The following is a 21,254-nucleotide window of genomic DNA, read 5'->3' on the forward strand; positions in this document are numbered from 1 at the left end:
GCCTCGCGCCGACAGCGCGGACAAGGCGCCGTGCGCGTCAGCGCGGCGCCAGGATCATGATCATCTGGCGGCCTTCGAGCTGCGGCTCGCTCTCCACCTTGGCGACCTCTTGCGTCTCGGCCTTCACGCGCTCGAGCAGACGCAGGCCCAGATCCTGGTGCGCCATCTCGCGGCCGCGGAAGCGGAGGGTCACCTTGACCTTGTCGCCTTCCTCGAAGAACCGCTGCACGGCCTTCATCTTGACTTCGTAGTCGTGCTTGTCGATGCCGGGCCGGAGCTTGATCTCCTTGACCTCGACGGTCTTCTGCCGCTTGCGCGCCTCGGCCTGCTTCTTCTGCTCGTTGAAGCGGAAGCGGCCGTAGTCGAGAAGCTTGCAGACCGGAGGCACGGAGTTCGGCGCGATCTCGACGAGGTCGAGGCCCGCCTCTTCGGCGACCTGCAGCGCTTCGAAGAAGCCCATGACACCGCGGTTCTGACCGGTATCGTCGATGAGCTGCACCTCGCGGACGCCGCGGATGTCCCGGTTGGCGCGCGGCCCGTCTTTCTGCGGGGCCGGCATGGCTCTCATAGGTCTGCGAATGGCTTCATTCTCCTCAATCACGTCGTCCGGCGGCGGCCCGCCGACCACGTCCTTTCGGACCGGTCCCGAACCACCGCGCGGGCATACTCGTGGTGTACGATAGCACCTTGGCAAGATTGCCCGATTTGTCAACTCGTGGAGGCGGAACTTGGTTGCCGGGAGCCGGGGCGGCCCGGGAGACGATCCCGGATTCGTGATCCCGGCAAGTTCGTGATCCCGGCAAGCCGCCCCGGTCAGGACCCCTCCCCCGCGGGCGCGGCGCCGAGGAGCTCGGCGTAGATCGCCAGGGTGTCGGCCAGCATCAGCTCGAGGGAGAAATGCGTCTCGACGTGACGGCGGGCGCGGCGCACCAGGGCGTCGCGGGCGCTGGCGCCGAGCTGCAGCGCCTCCGCGACGGCGCCGGCCAGGGCCTGCGGGTCGCCGGCGGGCACGCGCCAGCCGGTGCGCTCGTGCGCCGGCACCTCCGGCGGGGCGAGCACCGTCTCCGGCACGGCGCCGAGATCCGAGACCACGACCGGCGTGCCGAGGGCCTGTGCCTCGACCGCGGAGCGGCCGAAGGCCTCGGGCTCGGTCGAGGGCACCACCACGACGGAGGCCGCCCGGTAGGCCGCCGGCATGTCGCTGCAATGGCCGACGCGCTTCACCGATCCCGCGAGGCCGTGGGCGGCGATCATCGCGTCGATCTCGCGCAGGTAGCCCGTGCGCCCCTGGGGATCGCCCGCGAGCACCACCGTGAACTCGGACAGCCCCTGGGCGCGAAGGGCGGCCGCCGCCTCGATCAGCACGCGGTGGCCCTTCCACGGCGTGAGGCGGGCGGCGAGCAGCACCACCCGCTCGTGCGGGGCGACGCCCCAGGCCCGGCGCAGGGCCTCGACCCGCTGCGGCGTCACCTGGGCGGGGGCGAAGGCCGCGAGATCGGTGCCGCGGTGGATCACCCGCACCCGGTTCCCGGCGACCTGCGGAAACAGGCGCCGGATCGCGTCGGCGGTGAAGTGCGAGTTGGCGATCACCGCGTCGCCGCGGGCCATCACCGAGTTGTACAGGAGCTTCGCCGGCGAGCGGCCGGCATAGCTGCCGTGATAGGTGGTGACGAAGGGAACGCGCAGCCGCCGCGCCGCGCCGAGGGCCACCCAGGCCGGGGCGCGGGAGCGGGCATGGATCAGGTCGACCCGCTCCGCGCGGCAGATCCGCGTCAGCCGCCCGACATTGAGCGCCATCACGAAGGGGTTTTTGGTCCGCGCCGGGAACGGCACCCAGGCGCCGCCCTTGGCCTGCAGCTCGCCGACGAGGCGGCCGCCCTCGGTGGCGACGAGCGCGCGGGCGCCCGCGGCGGCGAGCGCCGCCGCCACGTCGACGGCGGTGCGCTCGGCGCCGCCGGCGTCGAGCTCCGGGATGATCTGGAGCACGGTGCGGCCCGCCAGCGGATGGCTCGCGGCCGGGAACGGCGTGGCCTGGCTCGACGGCATGGGACTCCGGGTCAGGGTTCTGATCGCAGCACTCGCGGCGTGACGGTGCCCGCTCCGCGCAGGGTTCGACAGCAGGACTCGATGGATGACCGGCGGCACGCCGGGCCTCTCTCGCATATGGTCGCCGGCCGCCGCCGGTGTAGAAGCCGGCCGTCGCGGTCCGCTCACGGACGATGCATCAAGGTCTCCCTACCGTGTTGCGGATCGGTAAACCTTGGGCGCCGGCCGCCCGCGACCAGGGTTGCACACGGAATAACGGGGATAACGTCATGCAAGAACCCGCGCGCACGCTTGCCAAAGATCCGCCTGCCGCGATGCTGCCCGTGCGGGGCCGCCGCCTCGCTACCCTGGTGCGGCCCGGTGCCGGACCGCCGGTGGTCTGGCTCGGCGGCTTCCGCTCGGATATGCGCGCCACCAAGGCCGAGGCCCTGGACGAATGGGCGGCGCGGGAGGGCCGCGCCTTCGTACGCTTCGACTATACCGGCCACGGCGAATCGGAGGGCACCTTCGCCGATTGCACGATCTCGGACTGGCTCGCCGACGCGCAGGACGTCGTCGCCGCCCTGGCACCTCAGCGCCCGGTCCTCGTCGGCTCCTCGATGGGCGGCTGGATCGCGCTTCTCGCCGCGGCGACGATCCGGCCCGCCGGCCTGGTGCTGATCGCCCCCGCGACGGATTTCACCGAAGAGCTGATGTGGAAGCAGTTCCCGGACGAGATCCGCCAGCAGGTGATGCGGGACGGGGTGTGGCGGCGCGATTCGCAATACTCGCCCGAGCCGACCCCGGTGACCCGGGCGCTGATCGAGGACGGGCGGCGTCACCTGATGCTCGGGGGACCGATCGATCCGGGCTGCCCGGTGCACATCCTGCAAGGCATGGCCGATCCGGACGTGCCCTGGCGGCACGCGATGACGCTCGTCGAGCGGCTGCCGGAGACCGGCGTGGTCCTCACCCTGATCAAGGAGGGCGACCACCGCCTCTCCGGGCCGGCGGATCTCGAGCGGCTGGTCGCGGCGGTGGAGGGGATCGCTCCGCGGGAGGTTTCGGGCGCCTGACGAGACGGCAGGAACGCGGAGGTCGGGTTGCCGGGGCACGGCTCACCCGCGCCGTCCCGCCGATCTCGGTCCTGCGATCGCCCCGCTTCCACCACCGCCGCGAGGCCTCGCCAGCGTGCTGGCGGCGCCTTCGTTCGAGACGATCCTCGCCACCGAGGTCGCGGGAGCGGCGAGGCCATCCTCGACGGGTCGCCTCGGGGCGCGCTGCCGCCATCCGTCGAGCGCGGAGCCGTTCCGCCACAACCAAGGCGACGGAGCGCGAGCGCAGCACAACTTGAGCTACTCGGGATTTGCTCCAGCGCGCAATTCATTTTGATGCGGCGGATCAAGGCTTGATCCATCTCGACGCGCCGTCTCTATCGTCCTTTTGCAGACAATAGAGAGTTCGGGCCTCTCGGATGGATGACGTCACGCAGAAGGACGCTGACATCGGTGGCCTCGCCTCCGATCTCGTCGGCGCCTACGCCATGAGAAACAACATTCCGGTCTCCGAGGTGCCGGGCCTCGTGGCGGCAACCCATGCGGCCTTGGTGAAGCTTTGCCCCCCGTCGGCGCCCGGGGACGGCAAGCCGCTGCCGGCCACGTCGATTCGTCAGACGATCACCCCGGATCACATCATCAGCCTGGAAGATGGCAAGCCCTACAAGGCGCTCAAGCGCCACCTGACCACGCGCGGGCTCACCCCGGACGAGTATCGCCGCAAGTGGGGCCTGTCACCCGACTACCCGATGGTCGCCGCCAACTACACCGCCCAGCGCTCCAAACTCGCCAAGAGCGTCGGGTTCGGTCGCATCCGACGCAATCCAGCCACCGGTCGGACGGCGAATGGTGCGGCGCCGGCGGCGCCGGCCGTAACGGTCCACCGCGGGCAGCCGCCGATGGCCGAAGCCACCCGACAGGAGCGAAGCGGATTCGGGCGTCAGATCGACAAGGAAAACCGTTAGCCGCTCGTCGTTCTCGCATTCGCTCTGCGAACGAGCGCCTCATGGCGATATTCGCTCGGACTCATGCCGAACTGATTGCGAAATCGTCGAGAGAAATGGGCCTGATCCGAGAAGCCGCATCGATAGGCGATCTCCTGCAGCATCATGTGGGCGCTGATTGGATCGGCGAGACGGCGTGCCGCATTCTCCAGCCGCCGGTGCCAGATCCAGGCGGCAATATTGTGCCCGCTCTCGCGAAACAAAACCTGCAAATGGCGCAGGGACACGCCGACGGCGCTCGATACTTGCATCGGGCTCAAATCGGCATTGCCGATGTTGTTATCGATGTAGGACTTCGCCTTTTGCATGGTCAAAGACGATCTTAGGGATCCGGGAACCTCCATCGCCATCCGCTCGGCGATACTCGCAGCGACGAGATCGATGCCCGTCGCGCTCATGCGCTCTGCCGCTTCCGGCGTCAGCTGTTCACTCACCTGGCTGAGATTGTTGAGGAACGACCGCGCGAGCGCCGTGACCGGAAGATGTCCTCCCACGCCCAAGCCGACGAAGAGGCGCGACGATCCGAGGACGCGCTCCAGGCGATCGCGCGGAATCTCGATGGCCAGAACTTCGCTATATCCTTCGTGTTCGATGGTCCAAGGCGTGTTTGGATCCCGCACCGACAAATCCCCCGCCCGGTCGATGTTGGAGCGGTCGTTCTGGCTCGCCTTCACGGATCCGGAGAGCACGACACTCAAAAATAGATGATCTGTCTTGTTGTTCTTGTGCCGGATTGTCTGTGGCGTTGTCGAAGCGCGTAAATTCTGTAGGGAAAACTTTGTGAGGACGAACGAACCGACCGTGGCGCCTTCGATCACGGCGTGGAACGGTTCGTCGCTTGAGCTACTCTGCACCATGGGGACCAAACGATCCTCGCAGAGCTCACGCCACTGGCGAAACCGGTCCTCGGGACGGACGTCGGCGGTCGTGAATAACGTTTGCATCTCGGACGGGGCGATCGGCTTTCGGGTGGTTGCCCCGGTCTAAGGTCTTACAAAATCCGGCACAATCGTGGAATCACTAATCATCGCAAATATCCATTTTTTCCTATCATGGCATCTGCAAGACCTATGCACATGCAGATCTTTCTAGAGCACTTCACGATCGCGCTGCAATCGCGAAGCTCTCTAGGTCTTTGATTTTGCCGCATTTTCTTCGCTCAACCGGCGACCACTTGGTCGGAAAATGCTCTAGCGCCCGAGGTCTCGCACCGGCACGCCGAGTGACCGCGAACGGGGTCGCGGCCACGTCGCGGGGCGGTTCCGGACCCGGACCAACCGGGCGTGACGCTCCCTACGCCATCAGATCCCCGTCCGCCGGCCGCAAGCCGTCCAGCTCCGGCAGCAGGACCACGCTCTCCTGCTCGTTCGGGTCGGTGCGGGCGATCACCGCCGTGCAGGTCTCGGTCCGGCTGGCATTGTAGGGCAGGTGCGGCATCCCGGCGGGGATGTAGACGAAATCGCCGGCCCGGCTCCAGAGGTGCTGCTCCAGCCGCTCGCCGTACCACATGCCGGCGACGCCGGAGAGCACGTGGAGCGCCGTCTCGTGCGCCTCGTGGAGGTGGGCCTTGGCGCGAGCCGCCGGCGGCAGGGTGACGAGCTGCATGTGCAGCGCCTTCGACCCCACCGATTCGGCCGAGACTGCCGGCGCGTAGGTGAGGGCCTGCTTGCCGACGTAGTCCGGGCCCGGGCGCACGACCCGGCAGGTGGTCTGGGGTGACGACAGGTCCATGACGCGTCCTCCGCTGGAGCATCGTCCGACGAAGCGGATACCGGTTCGTCGAGCGGATGCGGCAGAATCATCGATCGAGAGCACCGTTCGATGGCGATGCGATCGGACGGTGCTCCAGAGCGGAGGACAGAATAGGCGAAGGCGTCGGGTTCAGAAATCCGCCACCTTCCCCCAGGCCGAGGCGGTGAACCGGTCCGGGTGGTAGGGCTTGGGATCGACGATCGGCGCGGCGCCGGAGGCGAGGTCGGCGATGAGGTGGCCGGCGCCCGGGCCGATGCCGAAGCCGTGGCCGGAGAAGCCCGCCGCCAGGATCAGGCCCGGCACGCCCGTGACCTCGCCGATTCCCGGCACGCCGTCGGGGGTCGAATCGATGTAGCCGGCCCAGGAGGCGGTGATCGCGGTGCCGCGCAGGGCCGGCAGCAGCTCGAGGGCCCGGCGATGGGTCTCGGCCACCAGGCGCGCGTCGGGCCGGGGATCGAGGATGCGCATGCGCTCCATCGGGGTCTGCTCGTCGAGGCGCCAGCGCGCGGCGGTCTCGTGGCCGCTGCGCCAGCCCTCGGTGCCGCCCGGCCTCAAGGCGCGCCAGCGCTTGGCGAACATCGGCACGAATTCCCGCGCGAACAGGATCTGCTGCGGGGTCGGGTCGACGCTGGCCCGGCCGCTGATGGCCAACGTGTGGCCGCCGGTTTCGCCGCGGCGGGTCACCGAGATCTCGGCGGTGTGGAGCGCGTCGGGCAGGCCCTCGACATGGGGGCCGACCGCCAGGATCGACGAGCGCACCGCCGATTGCGGGAAGCGGATGCCGAGCTGGCGGCAGAACGACGAGGCCCAGGCGCCGCCGGCCATCACCACGACGCGGGTGCGGATGGTGCCCTTCTCGGTCACCACGCCGCTCACCCGGCCGCCCTCGAGTTCCAGGCCGCGGGCAGCGCAGAACTGGTGCACGCTGCCGCCGGCCTTCATCACGCCGCGGGCCACCACCGGAACCGCCCGCGAGGTGTCGGCGATGCCGTCGGTGGGCGAGAACACCCCGCCCTTCCAGGCCCGTCCGGTGGCTTCGCCCCGCGCCCGCGCCTCGCTCTCGCTCAGCATGTGGGTGACGACGCCCTCCCCGGCCGCGAAGTCGCGCCACTTCGCCCAGCGGGCGATCTCGGCCTCGTCGTTGCTGAGGTAGAGCAGGCCGGAGCGGCGGAAGCCCGGATCCTCGCCGATCTCGGCCGTGAGGCGGTCCCACAGGTCGAGGCTCTTCGTCGCCATCGGCAATTCGCGGGCGTCGCGGTTCTGCTGCCGGCACCAGCCCCAGTTGCGGCTCGACTGCTCGCCCCCGATGCGGCCCTTCTCGACCAGGGCCACGCTGACGCCCCGGCGCGCGAGGTAATAGGCCGTGAAGGTCCCGACCACGCCGCCGCCGATCACCACCACCTCGGCGGCGGCCGGCAGGTCCGGCGTGGTGTCGATGTGGAGGAGAGGTGCAGGCATGGTGGGCTCCCGTTGACGGCCGGAGCCTAGCAGGGCCGCCCGCGCGCGGACGCCGGAGAGGCCGGCCTTCGCGGCAGATTCTGCTGGGCGCCCGGCCGCTCGCCGGCATCATCGGATGGTGCCAAGGTTCTGTCCCGAGGGGCTTGCCTGCGGGGCCGCTCGCGCGGTCTAAGCGTGACCGTGAAGGCCGTCCGCGCCAGCCTTCCCGCGCCAGCCTTCCCGCGTCAGCCTTGGGCTCACGATGCAAGCTTCCCCGGTTCCCGACGCCCTTCGCCGCCAGCGCTCGGTCGGGCACGTCGCGCTGAGCGTGGCCCGGATGCCGGGCGGCGCCACGCGGGTCACCGACCTCGCCGAATCCGGCCCGCTGCGGCTGCGGCTGCCACGGCCCGAGCCCGGCCCGATGGAGGCGGTGCTGCTCAACAGCGCCGGCGGCATCGCCTGCGGCGACCGCTTCACCGTCGAGGCGCGGCTGGCGGCAGGCGCCGATCTCGTGCTCACCACCACGGCGGCGGAGAAGATCTACCGCTCGGACGGGCCGGTGACGCGGCTCGACGTGGCGCTGACCCTGGAGCCCGAGGCCGCGCTGGCCTGGCTGCCCCAGGAGACGATCCTGTTCGACGGCGCCCGGCTCACCCGCAGCATCTCGGCCGAGATGGCGGCGGATGCGCGGCTCACCCTGTTCGAGGCCCTGGTGTTCGGCCGCGCCGCGAAGGGCGAGGTGATGCGGGACGGCCTGCTCGCGGATTCCTGGCGCCTGCGCCGCGCCGGGCGGCTGACCTACGCCGACTCCTTCCGGCTCGACGGGGCCATCGCGGACACGCTCGCCCGCCGGGCGGTGGCCGGCGGCGCCCGCGCGATGGCGACGCTCCTCCACCTCGCGCCCGACGCCGAGAGCCGCCTCGACCAGGCCCGCGCGCTGATCGAGGCCGCCGGCTGCGAGGCCCTCTCGGTCGAGGCCGGGGCGAGCGCCTGGAACGGCATGCTGGTGATGCGCCTGCTCGGGGCGGAGATCGGCCCCTTGCGCCTCGCCGCCGCGCGGATCCTCGAGGGGTTCCGCGGCCGGCCCCTGCCGCGGGTGTGGCAGACCTGAGCACGCGGCTCGGTTCTTGCCTGCCCAATCTTGCCTCGCGGCCGAGCCTCGGTGAAGGATGGGGCGGCCCGTGACCCAGAGGATTCTCCCGTGCTGCTGACACCCCGCGAGAAGGACAAGCTCCTCGTCGCCATGGCGGCGATGGTGGCCCGCAACCGCCTGTCCCGGGGCGTGAAGCTCAACCACCCGGAGGCGGTGGCGCTGATCACCGACTTCGTGGTCGAGGGCGCCCGCGACGGCCGCACCGTGGCCGAGCTGATGCGGCTGGGCGCCCAGGTCCTCACCGCCGACCAGGTGATGGAGGGGGTGCCGGAGATGATCCACGACATCCAGGTCGAGGCGACCTTCCCGGACGGCACCAAGCTCGTCACCGTCCACCACCCGATCCGCGGCACTCCCGCCGCCGACGTGCCGGGCGCGGTGACGACGCCCGACGGCGAGATCGTGTTCAACGAGGGCGCCCCCCGCACGGTGATCGAGGTCGCCAATACCGGCGACCGGCCGATCCAGGTCGGCTCGCACTACCACTTCTTCGAGGTGAATCCGGCGCTCCGCTTCGACCGCGACAAGGCCCGCGGCCAGCGCCTCGACATCGCGCCGGGCACGGCGGTCCGCTTCGAGCCGGGCTCGACCCGGGAGGTGGTGCTGATCCCGATGGGCGGCGGGCGCGCGGTGTACGGGTTCCGGGGTGACGTGATGGGGGTGCTGTGAGCCCCTACGACAAGGTTCTGCGCGATCACGTGTCGCTGGTGACGCGGGCGGCCGACTTCGCGGCCCGTCGGCACGCGGATCAGCGTCGCAAGGGATCTGCCCGGGAACCTTACGTAAATCATCTCGCAGAGGTTGCAGCGCTCCTCGCTGACTCCCTGAGCGAGCCGAACGCCTGGCTGATCGCGGCCGGCTGGCTCCACGACACGATCGAGGATACCGGCACGACCTACGCCGAACTCACGGAACTGTTCGGTACCGCCGTGGCCGACCTCGTGGCCGAGGTCACCGACGACAAGTCGCTGCCCAAGGCAGAGCGCAAGCGACTGCAGGTCGAGCGGGCACCGCACAAGTCGCCGGATGCCAAGGCGATCAAGGTCGCCGACAAGATCAGCAACCTGCGATCCCTTGTGGCAAGCCCTCCTGACGACTGGGACCGGACCCGAGTCCTCGACTACGTCGCCTGGGCCGAGAGCGTCGTCGCCGGCTGCCGCGGCACGAATGCGGCCCTCGAATCCATCTTCGATCAATCCGCCGTCGCGGCGCGGAGAGCGGTCTGATGTCCAACACCCCCAAACCCGCCAGCCTCCCCCGTGCCGCCTACGCGGCGATGTTCGGGCCGACCAAGGGCGACCGCATCCGCCTCGCCGACACCGCCCTCGTCATCGAGGTCGAGCACGACCACACCCGCTACGGCGAGGAGGTGAAGTTCGGCGGCGGCAAGGTGATCCGCGACGGGATGGGGCAGAGCCAGGCGAGCAACGCGGGCGGCGCCGTCGACACCGTCATCACCAACGCGGTGGTGCTGGATCACTGGGGCATCGTGAAGTGCGACGTCGGCCTGAAGGGCGGGCGGATCGCGGCCCTTGGCAAGGCCGGCAACCCGGACATCCAGGACGGCGTCACCATCGTGGTCGGGCCGGGCACCGAGGTCATCGCGGGCGAAGGAAAAATCCTCACCGCCGGCGGGTTCGACAGCCACATCCACTTCATCTGCCCGCAGCAGATCGACGAGGCGCTGAATTCCGGCATCACCACCATGCTCGGTGGCGGCACCGGCCCGGCCCACGGCACCTTCGCCACCACCTGCACCCCCGGCCCCTGGCACATCGCCCGGATGATCGAGGCGGCCGACGCCTTCCCGATGAACCTGGCGTTCGCCGGCAAGGGCAACGCCTCGAAGCCCGACAGCCTGGAGGAGATGATCCGGGCCGGCGCCTGCGCACTGAAGCTGCACGAGGATTGGGGCACGACGCCCGCCGCGATCGATTGCTGCCTGTCGGTGGCCGATGCCCACGACATCCAGGTGATGATCCACACCGACACGCTTAACGAGTCGGGCTTCGTCGAGGACACGATCGCGGCGTTCAAGGGCCGCACCATCCACGCCTTCCACACCGAGGGCGCCGGCGGCGGCCACGCGCCGGACATCATCAAGGTGGCGGGGCTGCCGAACGTGCTGCCCTCCTCCACCAACCCGACGCGGCCCTTCACCCGCAACACCATCGACGAGCATCTCGACATGCTGATGGTGTGCCACCACCTCGACCCGTCGATTCCGGAAGACCTCGCCTTCGCCGAGAGCCGGATCCGCAAGGAGACGATCGCCGCCGAGGACATCCTGCACGACATCGGTGCCCTCTCGATGATGTCGTCGGACAGCCAGGCGATGGGCCGGGTCGGCGAGGTCATCATCCGCACCTGGCAGACCGCCGACAAGATGAAGCGCCAGCGCGGGGCGCTCCCGGGCGATGCGTCGGGCAACGACAACGCCCGGGCCAAGCGCTACGTGGCGAAGTACACGATCAACCCGGCCATCGCCCACGGCATCTCGCGCCATATCGGCTCGGTGGAGGTCGGCAAGCTCGCCGACCTCGTGCTGTGGTCGCCGGCCTTCTTCGGGGTGAAGCCGGACCTGATCATCAAGGGCGGCGCCATCGCGGCCGCTCCCATGGGCGATCCCAACGCCTCAATCCCGACGCCGCAGCCGGTGCATTACCGCCCGATGTTCGGCGCCTTCGGCCGCGTGCCGGCCAAGACCGCGCTGACCTTCGTGTCGAAGGCCGCGATCGAGGCGGGGTTGCGCGAGCAGCTCGGCGTCATGAAGGAGCTGGTCGCGGTCGAGAACGTGCGCGGCGGCATCTCGAAGAAGAGCATGATCCACAACGACGCCACCCCGGTGATCGAGGTCGACCCCGAGACCTACGACGTGCGCGCCGACGGCGAATTGCTGGTCTGCGAGCCCGCCGAGGTGCTGCCGATGGCGCAGCGCTACTTCCTGTTCTGAGGTAAACTGGCGGGCAGGAGCGATCGTCATGCCCAGGCTCGCCGACCGGGCGCCGGATCCCGGCGCCGCCTACGTCACGGACTTCCATCGCTGGACCCGGGAGCAGGCCGATGCCCTCGCCTCCCGCGATCACGCACGTCTCGATGTCGTCAACCTGCTCGATGAGGTGGAGAGCGTGGACCGCGGCCAGCGTACGGCGCTCGAATCCCACCTGTGCGTGCTCCTCGTCCACCTGCTGAAGTTCCGGATGCAGCCGCAGCGAGCGACGCCGAGCTGGCGTCACACTCTCAAGGCGCAGCGCACGGCGTTCGCCCGCCTGATCGCCCGCAACCCGAGCCTGCGCGCCTATCCCGCGGCGATTCTCGACGCGACCTATCGGGACGCGGCGCGGGATACCGCCGGGGAGACCGGAATGGATCCGCGCCTCTTTCCGCAGGCCGCGCCCTTCACGCTCAATCAGATCCTCGACCCGGAATTCGAGCCGTGAGCGAGACCGACCGGCGCGCTCTGTTCTCGATGGACCTCAGCGCCTGGGCCGAGGAGCAGGTGCACCTCCTCGCGGCGGGCGAAGTCGAGGCGATCGACCATGCCCACATCGCCGAGATCGTCCGCGACCTCGGCGACCGCGAGCGGCGGGAGATCCGGGACCGCCTCGGGGTGATCCTGACCGGCCTCCTGCCCTGGGCCGCGGAGGTCGATCTGCGCTGCGACGCCTGGGCGATCACGATCGACCGGCAGCGCCGGCTGGTCGCGTCCCGCCTCGACGACAGCCCGAGCCTGCGGCCGGAGCTTCCCTGGCTCGTGGCGGAGGTCTATCCCGAGGCCAAGGCCCGCGCCGTGCTGGAGAGTGCCCTGTTCGACGACAGCTTTTCGGAATCCTGCTCGTTCACGGACGAGGAGATCCTGACGCCCGGCTTCCTGCCGGACCCTCACGGCGACGATGCAATCCGCGGGGCCGGCTGGTGGCGGCGCGAGGCGACGCGATGATCCGCGCCACCCGCGTCATCCGCCGCGACGCCCTCGGCTCCGGCGAGATCGTCGACCGCATCGTGCTCGATTCCGGCGACCGGCACCGCCGCCGCATGGCGATGCGGGGCGTCGGCGGCCTCGCCTTCCTGCTCGATCTGCCGGAACCCGCCGTGCTCGACGACGGCGACGCGCTGCGCCTCGAGGACGGTCGCCTGATCTGGGTCGAGGCCGCGCCCGAGCGGCTGCTCGAGATCCGGGCGCCCACCGACCGCGCCCTCAAGCGGCTGATCTGGCACATCGGCAACCGGCACATCCCGGCCGAGATCGGCACCGACGCGCTGTGGATCGCCCACGACCACGTGCTCGCCGCGATGGTCGAGGGCCTGGGCGGCACCGCGACCCCGGTGGAGCGGCCGTTCCGGCCCGAAGGCGGGGCCTATGCGGGCGGGCACGCGCACGACCATGGGCATGGTGGGCACGGGCACCACCACCATGACGGCCATTCGCACGACCACTCCCATGGCTGAGCGGGTTCCGGACGCCCTGGTGCTGCTCGCCTGGCTGTCTCCCGGCTACCCGGTGGGCGCCTATGCCTATTCGCACGGGCTCGAATGGGCGGTGGAGGCCGGCGACGTGCGCGACGAGGCGTCCCTGCGCGACTGGCTCGCCGACGTGCTGGAGCACGGTGCCGGCCGCAGCGACGCGATCCTGGCCGCCCACGCGCACGACGCGGCGGCGGCGGGCGACGCGGACGCGCTGGTGGCGGTGAACGACCTCGCCCTGGCGCTCAGCCCCTCGCGCGAGCTCCACCTGGAGACCAGCCAGCAGGGCCGCTCGTTCCTCGACGCGACCCGCGCCGCCTGGGACGTCCCGCGCCTCGCGGACCTCGGCGCCCGTCTCGACGGGCCGGTGGCCTACCCGGTCGCGGTCGGCGCGGCGGCGGGCGCCCACGGGCTCGACCGCGGCACGGTGCTGGCGGCCTATCTGGCGGCCTTCCTGCAGAACCTCGTCTCGGCCAGCCTGCGCCTGGCTCCCGTCGGCCAGACCGCCGGCACGCGGGTGGTGGCGGCGCTGATGCCCCGGGCGGCTTCCTTGGCGCATGCGGTGCAGGGTGTGCCCCTCGACGAGGCCGGGACGGCGACCGTGCGGCTCGATCTCGGCTCGTTCCGGCACGAGACGCAGTATACGCGGATCTTCCGGTCGTAGGCGTCGGCCGGAAGGTGGCCGATGATACTGGCAGGATTGACATCCTCCGGGTCATCCCGGGTCCGCGTAGCGGAATCCGGGATCCGTAACCGCCGAGGATGCCGGTTGAAGCAGAACGCCGGTCGCTGTGTCCCGAGCTGTCAGCGGCTATGGATCCCGGGTTCTCGCCTGCGGCGAGCCCCGGGATGACATGGAGGGTTTCATTATTGGACAGACCCAGGCAATCGGGCTTTCGCGAGCACGCTCACGCCCGCCGCTGCCCGGTCTCCCGCGCGGTGAACCCCTCCAGGATCTTGTCCAGCGTCAGCGGATAGTCGCGGATCCGGATCCCGGTCGCGTTGTAGACCGCGTTCGCCAAGGCCGCCCCTGCGCCGCAGATGCCGAGCTCCCCTAAGCCCTTGCTCTTCAGCGGGTTCGCCTTGTCGTCGAGCTCCGGCAGGAACACCGCGTCGATCTCCGGCAGGTCGGCATGGACCGGCACGTGGTACTCGGCGAGGTCGTGGTTGACGAAGCTGCCGTAGCGCGGATCGACCTCGATCGCCTCCATCAGGGCCGCGCCGACGCCGAACACCATGCCGCCGATCGCCTGCGAGCGGGCGGTCTTCGGGTTGAGGATGCGCCCGCCGGTGAAGACGCCGAGCATCCGCCGCAGCCGGATCTCGCCGGTGTCGGAGTCGACACCGACCTCGGCGAAATGCGCGCCGTAGGAGTATTGCGAAAACTTCTTCTCGTTCTCGCCCGGCTTGATCTCGCCCTCGGCTTCCATTCCGGAACCGATCAGGTCGGCCAAGGCCGCCGAGCGGTTGCCCGAGGTGATCCGGCCGTCAGCGAAGACCGCGTTCTTCGGCTCCAGGTCGGTCTTCGCCAGGAGCTGCGCGCGAAGGGCGTCGCAGGCCATGTAGAGCGCCGAGCCGGACGAGGCCGCACCGAACGAGCCGCCGGAGCCGGAGGACATCGGATCGGCGGTGTCGCCGAGGACCATCTTCACCTGAGAGACCTTCACACCGAGCATCTCGGCGGCGATCTGGCTCAGGATCGTGTAGGTGCCGGTGCCGATGTCGGTCATCGCCATCCGGGCGGTGAGCGTTCCGTCCGGGTCGAGGCGTACCCGCGCCTTGGCCGGCTGAAGCGGGTTGAGGCGCGCCGCCGCCGAGACGCCGTGGCCGACCATCCACTGCCCGTCCCGGACCGAACCGGGCTTCGGGTTGCGCTTGTCCCAGCCGAAGCGGCGCGCACCCTCCTTCAGGCAGGGCACGAGCTGGCGGGTCGAGAACGGGACGTGCTTCTCGGGGTCCTGTGCCGGCTCGTTGCGGATGCGCAGCTCGATCGGGTCGAGGTTCAGCGCCTCGGCGAGTTCGTCCATGGCACATTCGAAGGCCAGCATGCCGACCGCCTCGCCGGGGGCGCGCATCGAGGAGGAGAGCGGCAGGTCGAGCGAGGCCAGCCGGTGCGCCGTCAGGCGGTTCGGCGCGGCGTAGAGCGAGCGGGTGACGTTGGCCGAGGTCTCGAAGAAGCTGTCGCCCGGCGTGGTGTCGGACCAGGATTCGTGCGCGATCGCCGTCAGCTTGCCGTCCCGGTCGGCGCCCAGGCGCACCCGCTGCACCGTGTCCGAGCGCCGCGTGGTGACGTGGAAGACCTGCTGGCGGGTGAGCGCGATCTTCACCGGCCGGCCGTTCAGGGTCTTCGAGGCGAGCGCCGCCAGGATCGCGTCGGCCTGCGGCTGGAGCTTGCCGCCGAAGCCGCCGCCGACGAAGCGGCTGATCAGCCGCACGTTGTCCTTCGGCAACTTGAACACCGAGGCGAGGGCGTCCTGGCCGCGATTCGGCATCTGGTTGGCGGTGATCAGCGTGACCTTGTCACCCTCCCAGGCCGCGATCGTGGCGTGCGGCTCCATCATCGCGTGGCTCTGCACCGGCGTGGTGTAGCGCACGTCGATCTTGACCGGCGCCGAGGCGAAGCCGCCCTCGAAATCCCCGAGGCTCGTATCCGGCGGCGTCTTCGCCTTCTCGGGCTTTCGTGCCTCGCCGAGCGCGTCGGCGAGCACGTAGGATCCCTTCTCCTGGTCGTACGTCACGCGCACGGCCATCGCCGCCGCCCGGGCCTCCTCGAAGCTCTCGGCCACCACCAGGGCGACCGGCTGACCCCAATGCTTGATCTCGGTGCCGGTCAGCAGCGGGCCGACCTGCTCCTTCTTCTCGCCCTGGGGCGGCACGTTGCGGTGGGTCAGCACGTGGACGACGCCCGGCATCCGCTCGGCAGCCGCGGTATCGATGTCGCGGATGCGGCCCTTGGCGATCGTCGCCGTCACGACGAAGCCGTAGCCGGGATTCGCCATCTCCCGGCTCTCGTAGGCGTAAGGAGCGTGGCCGGTGACCTTCAGGGGGCCGTCGACGCGGTCGATCGGCTGGCCCACCGGACCGTTCGCGTGCGTATCGAGGGGCGTGACGCCGATCGGCTGGCTCATGTCCATGACTGTTCTCCGAATCCGGCGATCAGGCGCGCATCGCCTCGGCGACGGCGGCCGCGAGGGTGCGCTTGGCGAGCGGGATCTTGAAGTCGTTGGCGCCGTAGCCGCGGGCGCCCTTCAACGCCGCCTCGCCGGCGGCGCCGACGCCCTCGCGCACCAGAGCGGCTTCCGCCTCCGTCACCCGCCACGGCTTGTGGGCGAGGCCGCCGAAGGCGAGGCGGGCCGAGCGAACCGTGTTGCCTTCCGCCTCGATCACCGCCGCCACCGAGACGAGGGCGAAGGCGTAGGACGCGCGATCGCGCACCTTGCGGTAGACGTGTCGGCCCTTCACCGGCGCCGGCAGGGTCACGGCGGTGATGATCTCGCCGGGCGTGAGCGTGGTCTCGACCTGCGGCGTGTCGCCGGGCAGGCGGTGCAGGTCGGCGATCGGGATCTTTCGCTCCGCGCCCTCCGGGGTGACCGTCTCGACCGTGGCGTCGAGCGCCCGCATGGCGACGGCCATGTCGGAAGGGTGCGTCGCGATGCAGTGCTCGGAGGTGCCGACCACCGCCAGGATGCGGTTGAACCCCTGAATCGCCGAGCACCCGGAGCCGGGCTGGCGTTTGTTGCACGGCATCGCGGTGTCGTAGAAGTACGGGCAGCGGGTGCGCTGCAACAGGTTGCCGGCCGTCGTCGCCTTGTTGCGCAGCTGGCCCGAGGCGCCGGCGAGCAGCGCGCGCGACAGCACGCCGTAATCGCGCCGCACCCGCTCGTCGGCGGCGAGATCGGCGTTGCGCACCATCGCGCCGATGCGCAAACCACCGTCCGCCGTCGCCTCGATCTTATCGAGTGGCAGGCGGTTGACGTCGACGAGGTGGGCCGGCGTCTCGATCTGCAGCTTCATCAGGTCGAGGAGGTTGGTGCCCCCGGCGATGAAGCGGGCGTTCGGCTGGCCCGCCACGGCCTTGGCGGCCTCCGCCACGCTGGCGGGGCGCTCGTAGGTGAAAGCCTTCATGATCGCCCCCTCAGAGCCGCGTCGCCGCGCCGCCGGCCTCGCGGATCGCCGCGACGATGTTCGGGTAGGCGGAGCAGCGGCAGATGTTGCCGCTCATCCGCTCGCGGATCTCCGCGTCGGTCAGGGCGACCTTGGCGGTCAGGTCCTGGGTCACGGTCGAGGGCCAGCCGGCCTTGGCCTCGTTCAGCATTCCGGCGGCCGAGCAGATCTGCCCCGGCGTGCAGTAGCCGCACTGGAAGCCGTCATGCTTGACGAAGGCGGCCTGGAGCGGGTGCAGGTCATCGCCCTCGGCCAGACCCTCGATGGTCCGGATCTCGTCGCCCTCGTGCATCACCGCGAGGGTCAGGCACGAATTGATCCGCCTTCCGTTGACCAGAACCGTGCAGGCGCCGCACTGGCCATGGTCGCAGCCCTTCTTCGAGCCGGTGAGGCCGATGCGCTCGCGCAGGGCATCGAGGAGCGTGGTGCGCGGATCGACCTCGAGGGGCCGGGCCTGGCCGTTGACCTGGAGGGTCACCGGCATGCGCGGCGTGGCCGGCTCTGCGGCGAGGGCCTGCGGCGTGGGCGCTTGAGCCGGCGGGGTCGCGGCCCGAAGCGGTCCGGCGAAGCCCAGTACCGCCGCGGCGGCGACGCCGCTCTCCAGAACGCTCCGGCGCGTCAACCGCGGCGCGGAATCGGACTTGTCCATGGTGCCTCCCGGCCCGAAACGAGGTGACGGCGCGAGGGCGCCTGCGCCGCCTCGGCCGTTGGGCCGCGACGCGATCGCTCACAAAACGTTCGGGCGGGCGGCGAGGTCCCGGGAGGGGCGCGGGTGCGGCATCGCGTGCGGCGGAGGCGTGAAAGGGGTCGCTCCGCGTTCCGTGCTGCCCGACGCCGTCGAGGGAGGCTGGCCGTTCCCGCCTCCACCCCAGAAGCCTGCACCCCAGAAGCCTGTTTGTGTCGGGCGGCCGAAGTCCCGACCCTCGATGTCATCCCGGGGCCGCGAAGCGGAACGCCGGATCCATGAACGCCGAGGCTTCAGGATCGGGCGGAACGCGATCCGCTTCTTCCCTCCAACATCAGCGGTTATGGATCCCGGGCTCTCGTCTCCGACGAGCCCCGGGATGACACGGTGGTTGTCGGATTCGCGGATGAACCCGGGGAAAATACGCTCATCACATCGCCCGCGTCGATCGACCCAGCATCGCCTGCACGCTCCCGGCGCGCTCGGCCAGACGATCGTTCAGGCACATCTGCACGGTGGTGCCGTAATACAGCATGCCGCGGCTCTTCTGCTTGTGGCACTCGTAGGCCGGCTGGGCGACGACGCTGCCGGCGACCAGCGCCGGCAGGGCCAGCACCTTGGCGACGAGCGCGAGACCGGCGAGGAGGCGGCTGCCCGACGGCGCGGGTGCCGTCGTCCAGACGAGCTCGATGGTGCGCACGTCGCGGCTCTCGCGCGGGACGGACTGCGACGGGTCCCGCTCGACGCGCGCCGGCATCCGGTCGGGCAGGGTCAGGGGCGGGAGCGGACGGGCGGCGGTCTCGCGGGTCTCGGCGACCATCCTGCGGAAATCGGCGTTGGTCAGGGCCATGGCTGCAACCTCGTCGCGAGATCTCGGGTGAGGCACGATGTGCCTCGTCTACCGGGTGTCTTGCGTCTGGCGTGCCAATCGAAACCAGTCGGAAACCATGCCGCTACGGCACATTTTCACCGGGACGGCGGCATCGGTGGAATCGCGACCCGTCCCGCTCGTAGCGTGGTTGTATCAGGACGGGGCAGGCGTCTCAGCCCTCTCCCCGAGCGCCTTCTCGTAGCGCCAGGCGGTGGTGCCGTCCTCGTAATACTCTTCCACGGTCTCGAAGCGTCGGTAGCCGCTGCGCTCGTAGAGGCGGATGCCGGCGCCGTTGTCCTCGCGGACCTCCAGGCGCAAGAAGCCGCAGCCCCGGGCCAGGGCCTCGGCCTCGGCGGCGGCGAGCAGCACCCGGCCGAGGCCGGTGCCGGCCCGGCTCGGCGCCACCGCGATCGAGGACAGGCGGGCGCGCCGGCTGCCGCGCCGGCGCTCGATCGTGGCGGCGCCGACCAGCACCGCACCGTCGAGGGCGACGAGAAGCGAGATCGACGGCGACGCGATGGCGTGGCGGATCGCCCGGCGCTCCGCCCGGTCGGTGGCGAAGGCCGCGACCTCGAGCGCCATCAGGGCGTCGAGGTCCTCAGGCGCCGCCGGCCGGATCGTCACGGCCGAGGAGGAGGCGGGATGACCGCTCACGCGGCCTTCCACGGATAGGTCCAGGTCTCGGTGAGCGTCTGGCCGCGGGCGCGCAGGAAGGCGCGCAGCTCGGTCGATTGCCCGGCCTGGTCGAGCCGTACGTCGATCGCCGCGCGGAACCCCTTCACGTGGAGGTTCGGCACCAGCGAGATCGCGGTGATCTTGCCCTGCGTCGTCGAGGGCACGATCTCGACCGCCTTCGGATCGGTGAGCCAGTAGGCGAGGTCGCCGCCCGAGAAGTCGACGAGGAAGCGCCGGGTGCGCGGCTCGCTGGCATCCGCCGTGCCGCCGCTCGCGGTGGTGCGGGCGACGTAGGTGTTCACCACCCGGCCGCCGGGATGCAGGTCGTCGGTCTCGGCGAGGGCCCGGATCTTGTAGGAGAGTTCCACCGCCTCGCCGGGCTTGTAGGGCTGCTTCGGCTGCCAGGAGGCCACGATGTTGTCGTGGGTCTCGTTCCCGGTCGGCAGCTCGACGAGGCGCACCGTGCCCTCGCCCCACTCGCCCTGCGGCTCGACCCAGTAGCCCGGCCGGCGGTGGTAGAACGCCTCGAGGTCCTGGTAATCCTCGAACACCCGGTCGCGCTGCATCAGGCCGAAGCCCTTCGGGTTGCGGTCCTCGAAGGCCGAGATCCAGCGCTCCTTGGGGTTGCGCAAGGGCCGCCAGATCCACTCGCCGCCGCCGGACTGCATCAGGAGCCCGTCGGAATCGTGCAGCTCGGGGCGGTAATCGTCCGAGTGGTGGCGGTCGTTCTCGCCGATGAAGAACATCGAGGTCAGCGGCGCGATGCCGACGGTCGCGAGCTCGCGGCGCGGATGCAGCGAGCAGCGCACGTCGACGACCGTCTCGTCGCCCGGATAGACCAGGAACTGGAACGCGCCGGTGCAGGACGGTCCGTCGAGCAGCGCGTAGATCACCGCCCGGTCGGCGCCCTTCGGCGGCATCTCGATCCAGAACTCGCGGAAGACCGGGAATTCCTCCGGCCCGCCGACGCTCTCGACATTCACCGCCAGGCCCCGGGCCGAGAGCCCGTAGAGCTGGTCGCGGCCGAGGAAGCGGTAGTAGCTGGCGCCGAGGAACGAGATCAGCTCGTCGAGCACGCCCGGCTTGTTGAGCGGATAGTGCAGCCGGAAGCCCGCGAAGCCGAGATTGACCGGCAGCGGCTTGTCGATGGTGGTGCGGCCGTAATCGAACAGGCCGGGCTGGTAGGGGATCGGCGTCGGCACCCCGTCGCGCACCACGTTCACGGTGACCGGGCGGGTGTAGAGGAAGCCGAGATGGAACAGCTGGAGCCGGAACGGGCCATCCTGGTCACCCAGCAGCGCCTTGTCGGGCCGGAAGCGGATGTCGCGCCAGGCGTCGTAGTCGAGGGAGCCGAGCGGGGCCGGCAGCGGCGCGACGTTGGCCTCGAACGGCGCACCGGCCAGCGCCTTCGCCCGGCGCACCACCTCGTCGAAGCGGAAGCGGGGCGGGCCCGACGGCGCCGGGGCCGGATCGGGCGGCGGCAGGGCGCTCGGCCCGGGCTGGGTCGGTCCGACCTGGGCGGAGGCGGCCCGGCTCAGGGCGGCGGAGGAGAGCAGGCCGGCGAGGAGCGCGCGGCGCGAGGGTGCGATGGTCATGGCGGTCCGGATATAAGGCGCGCGTCCTGAACGCGCGTGCGCGTCGGCCGGTTGAATGGCCCGTCCGGCGCCGCTTGAGAAGGCCCCGCGGGCGGGAAGCGTTCCGCGGCGGAGGAGCCGGCGCCGGAGACCGTGGCACTTCGGCCACCCTGGGGAAATCCGGCGGAAATCGGTGCATCGGGGCTTGCGGCCGGGGGGCATGGTCCGTATCTACCGCCTTGCCCAATTTCGCACGTGCCTGTGGCCGCGTGCCGGTTGGTGGGCATCCGGACAAGAGGCCGGACAGCCGCCAGGGGTCTTAAAGGATCGATGGCCGGGAAGGGTGGATCCCTCCGGCCGGCATCCAGGTGGCAACACCGGACCCCGACAACAAC

21 protein-coding genes are annotated in these 21,254 nt (G+C 70.5%); 10 read left to right on the forward strand and 11 right to left on the reverse strand.

Features of this window, described 5'->3' with window-relative positions; all coding sequences use genetic code 11:
• Positions 1-37 precede the first annotated feature (37 nt).
• Together infC and DK412_RS12780 are read right to left on the reverse strand one after the other, a co-directional pair.
• The gene (infC, locus tag DK412_RS12775) at positions 38-559 is read right to left on the reverse strand and encodes a translation initiation factor IF-3 (RefSeq protein ID WP_063928361.1); all 522 of its coding nucleotides are present in this window, start codon (positions 557-559) and stop codon (positions 38-40) included.
• Between the two features lie 254 nt (positions 560-813).
• Positions 814-2,046, reverse strand: coding sequence for a glycosyltransferase family 4 protein (locus DK412_RS12780; protein WP_109972255.1), 1,233 nt, complete (start codon positions 2,044-2,046; stop codon positions 814-816).
• A 314-nt stretch (positions 2,047-2,360) separates the two neighbouring features.
• Here DK412_RS12780 and DK412_RS12785 point away from each other — a divergent pair, with 314 nt between their 5' ends.
• A complete protein-coding gene (locus DK412_RS12785; protein WP_109972256.1) occupies positions 2,361-3,101 on the forward strand; it encodes an alpha/beta hydrolase in 741 nt (246 codons plus the stop codon).
• Between the two features lie 398 nt (positions 3,102-3,499).
• On the forward strand, positions 3,500-4,045 hold the full coding sequence (locus DK412_RS12790) for a MucR family transcriptional regulator (RefSeq protein ID WP_109972257.1): 546 nt from the start codon (positions 3,500-3,502) through the stop codon (positions 4,043-4,045).
• Here the strand turns inward: DK412_RS12790 and DK412_RS12795 are convergent.
• The 3 genes from DK412_RS12795 to DK412_RS12805 all read right to left on the reverse strand — a co-directional run bounded on the left by DK412_RS12795 (position 4,042) and on the right by DK412_RS12805 (position 7,294).
• Complete coding sequence (locus DK412_RS12795) at positions 4,042-5,028, reverse strand: helix-turn-helix domain-containing protein (protein ID WP_109972258.1); 987 nt, start codon at positions 5,026-5,028, stop codon at positions 4,042-4,044. The genes DK412_RS12790 and DK412_RS12795 overlap by 4 nt on opposite strands.
• Before the next feature lie 349 nt (positions 5,029-5,377).
• The gene (locus DK412_RS12800) at positions 5,378-5,815 is read right to left on the reverse strand and encodes a cupin domain-containing protein (protein ID WP_109972259.1); all 438 of its coding nucleotides are present in this window, start codon (positions 5,813-5,815) and stop codon (positions 5,378-5,380) included.
• Between the two features lie 150 nt (positions 5,816-5,965).
• Positions 5,966-7,294: an FAD-binding oxidoreductase gene (locus DK412_RS12805; RefSeq protein WP_109972260.1), complete on the reverse strand. Its 1,329-nt coding sequence runs from the start codon at positions 7,292-7,294 to the stop codon at positions 5,966-5,968.
• 241 nt (positions 7,295-7,535) lie between these two features.
• On the opposite strand from DK412_RS12805, the gene DK412_RS12810 reads away from it, so the two are divergent.
• From DK412_RS12810 to DK412_RS12845, 8 genes are all read left to right on the forward strand, one after another.
• Entirely contained in the window at positions 7,536-8,384 is an 849-nt protein-coding gene (locus DK412_RS12810) for an urease accessory protein UreD (protein WP_109972261.1), read from the forward strand.
• 90 nt (positions 8,385-8,474) lie between these two features.
• Positions 8,475-9,095, forward strand: coding sequence for an urease subunit gamma (locus DK412_RS12815; protein WP_109972262.1), 621 nt, complete (start codon positions 8,475-8,477; stop codon positions 9,093-9,095).
• 17 nt (positions 9,096-9,112) lie between these two features.
• Positions 9,113-9,652, forward strand: a complete 540-nt coding sequence (locus DK412_RS12820; RefSeq protein ID WP_109975232.1) for an HD domain-containing protein — start codon at positions 9,113-9,115, stop codon at positions 9,650-9,652.
• A complete protein-coding gene (gene ureC / locus DK412_RS12825; protein ID WP_109972263.1) occupies positions 9,652-11,379 on the forward strand; it encodes an urease subunit alpha in 1,728 nt (575 codons plus the stop codon). The genes DK412_RS12820 and ureC overlap by 1 nt, the downstream gene beginning before the upstream one ends.
• A gap of 28 nt (positions 11,380-11,407) precedes the next feature.
• Entirely contained in the window at positions 11,408-11,866 is a 459-nt protein-coding gene (locus tag DK412_RS12830; RefSeq protein ID WP_109972264.1) for a DUF29 domain-containing protein, read from the forward strand.
• Positions 11,863-12,366 (forward strand): DUF29 domain-containing protein, encoded by a 504-nt coding sequence (locus DK412_RS12835; RefSeq protein WP_109972265.1) that lies wholly within the window; start codon positions 11,863-11,865, stop codon positions 12,364-12,366. Before DK412_RS12830 ends, DK412_RS12835 begins: the two co-directional genes overlap by 4 nt.
• Positions 12,363-12,875 (forward strand): urease accessory protein UreE, encoded by a 513-nt coding sequence (locus DK412_RS12840; RefSeq protein ID WP_109975233.1) that lies wholly within the window; start codon positions 12,363-12,365, stop codon positions 12,873-12,875. The genes DK412_RS12835 and DK412_RS12840 overlap by 4 nt, the downstream gene beginning before the upstream one ends.
• Positions 12,868-13,554, forward strand: a complete 687-nt coding sequence (locus tag DK412_RS12845) for an urease accessory UreF family protein (protein WP_245447621.1) — start codon at positions 12,868-12,870, stop codon at positions 13,552-13,554. Before DK412_RS12840 ends, DK412_RS12845 begins: the two co-directional genes overlap by 8 nt.
• Positions 13,555-13,798: 244 nt before the next feature.
• Here DK412_RS12845 and DK412_RS12850 read toward each other — a convergent pair whose 3' ends face one another.
• From DK412_RS12850 to DK412_RS12875, 6 genes are all read right to left on the reverse strand, one after another.
• Positions 13,799-16,024 (reverse strand): xanthine dehydrogenase family protein molybdopterin-binding subunit, encoded by a 2,226-nt coding sequence (locus tag DK412_RS12850; protein ID WP_109972267.1) that lies wholly within the window; start codon positions 16,022-16,024, stop codon positions 13,799-13,801.
• A 22-nt stretch (positions 16,025-16,046) separates the two neighbouring features.
• Complete coding sequence (locus DK412_RS12855) at positions 16,047-17,015, reverse strand: xanthine dehydrogenase family protein subunit M (protein ID WP_109972268.1); 969 nt, start codon at positions 17,013-17,015, stop codon at positions 16,047-16,049.
• Between the two features lie 10 nt (positions 17,016-17,025).
• Entirely contained in the window at positions 17,026-17,703 is a 678-nt protein-coding gene (gene paoA, locus DK412_RS12860) for an aldehyde dehydrogenase iron-sulfur subunit PaoA (protein ID WP_109972269.1), read from the reverse strand.
• Positions 17,704-18,169: 466 nt separating this feature from the next.
• Positions 18,170-18,589, reverse strand: coding sequence for a hypothetical protein (locus DK412_RS12865; RefSeq protein WP_109972270.1), 420 nt, complete (start codon positions 18,587-18,589; stop codon positions 18,170-18,172).
• A gap of 174 nt (positions 18,590-18,763) precedes the next feature.
• Complete coding sequence (locus DK412_RS12870; protein ID WP_245447623.1) at positions 18,764-19,264, reverse strand: GNAT family N-acetyltransferase; 501 nt, start codon at positions 19,262-19,264, stop codon at positions 18,764-18,766.
• Positions 19,261-20,880, reverse strand: a complete 1,620-nt coding sequence (locus DK412_RS12875) for a glucan biosynthesis protein G (protein ID WP_109972271.1) — start codon at positions 20,878-20,880, stop codon at positions 19,261-19,263. The genes DK412_RS12870 and DK412_RS12875 overlap by 4 nt, the downstream gene beginning before the upstream one ends.
• Positions 20,881-21,254 lie beyond the last annotated feature (374 nt).

It is taken from the genome of Methylobacterium sp. 17Sr1-1 (genome assembly GCF_003173775.1).
In the GTDB taxonomy this organism is placed as follows: Bacteria; Pseudomonadota; Alphaproteobacteria; order Rhizobiales; family Beijerinckiaceae; genus Methylobacterium.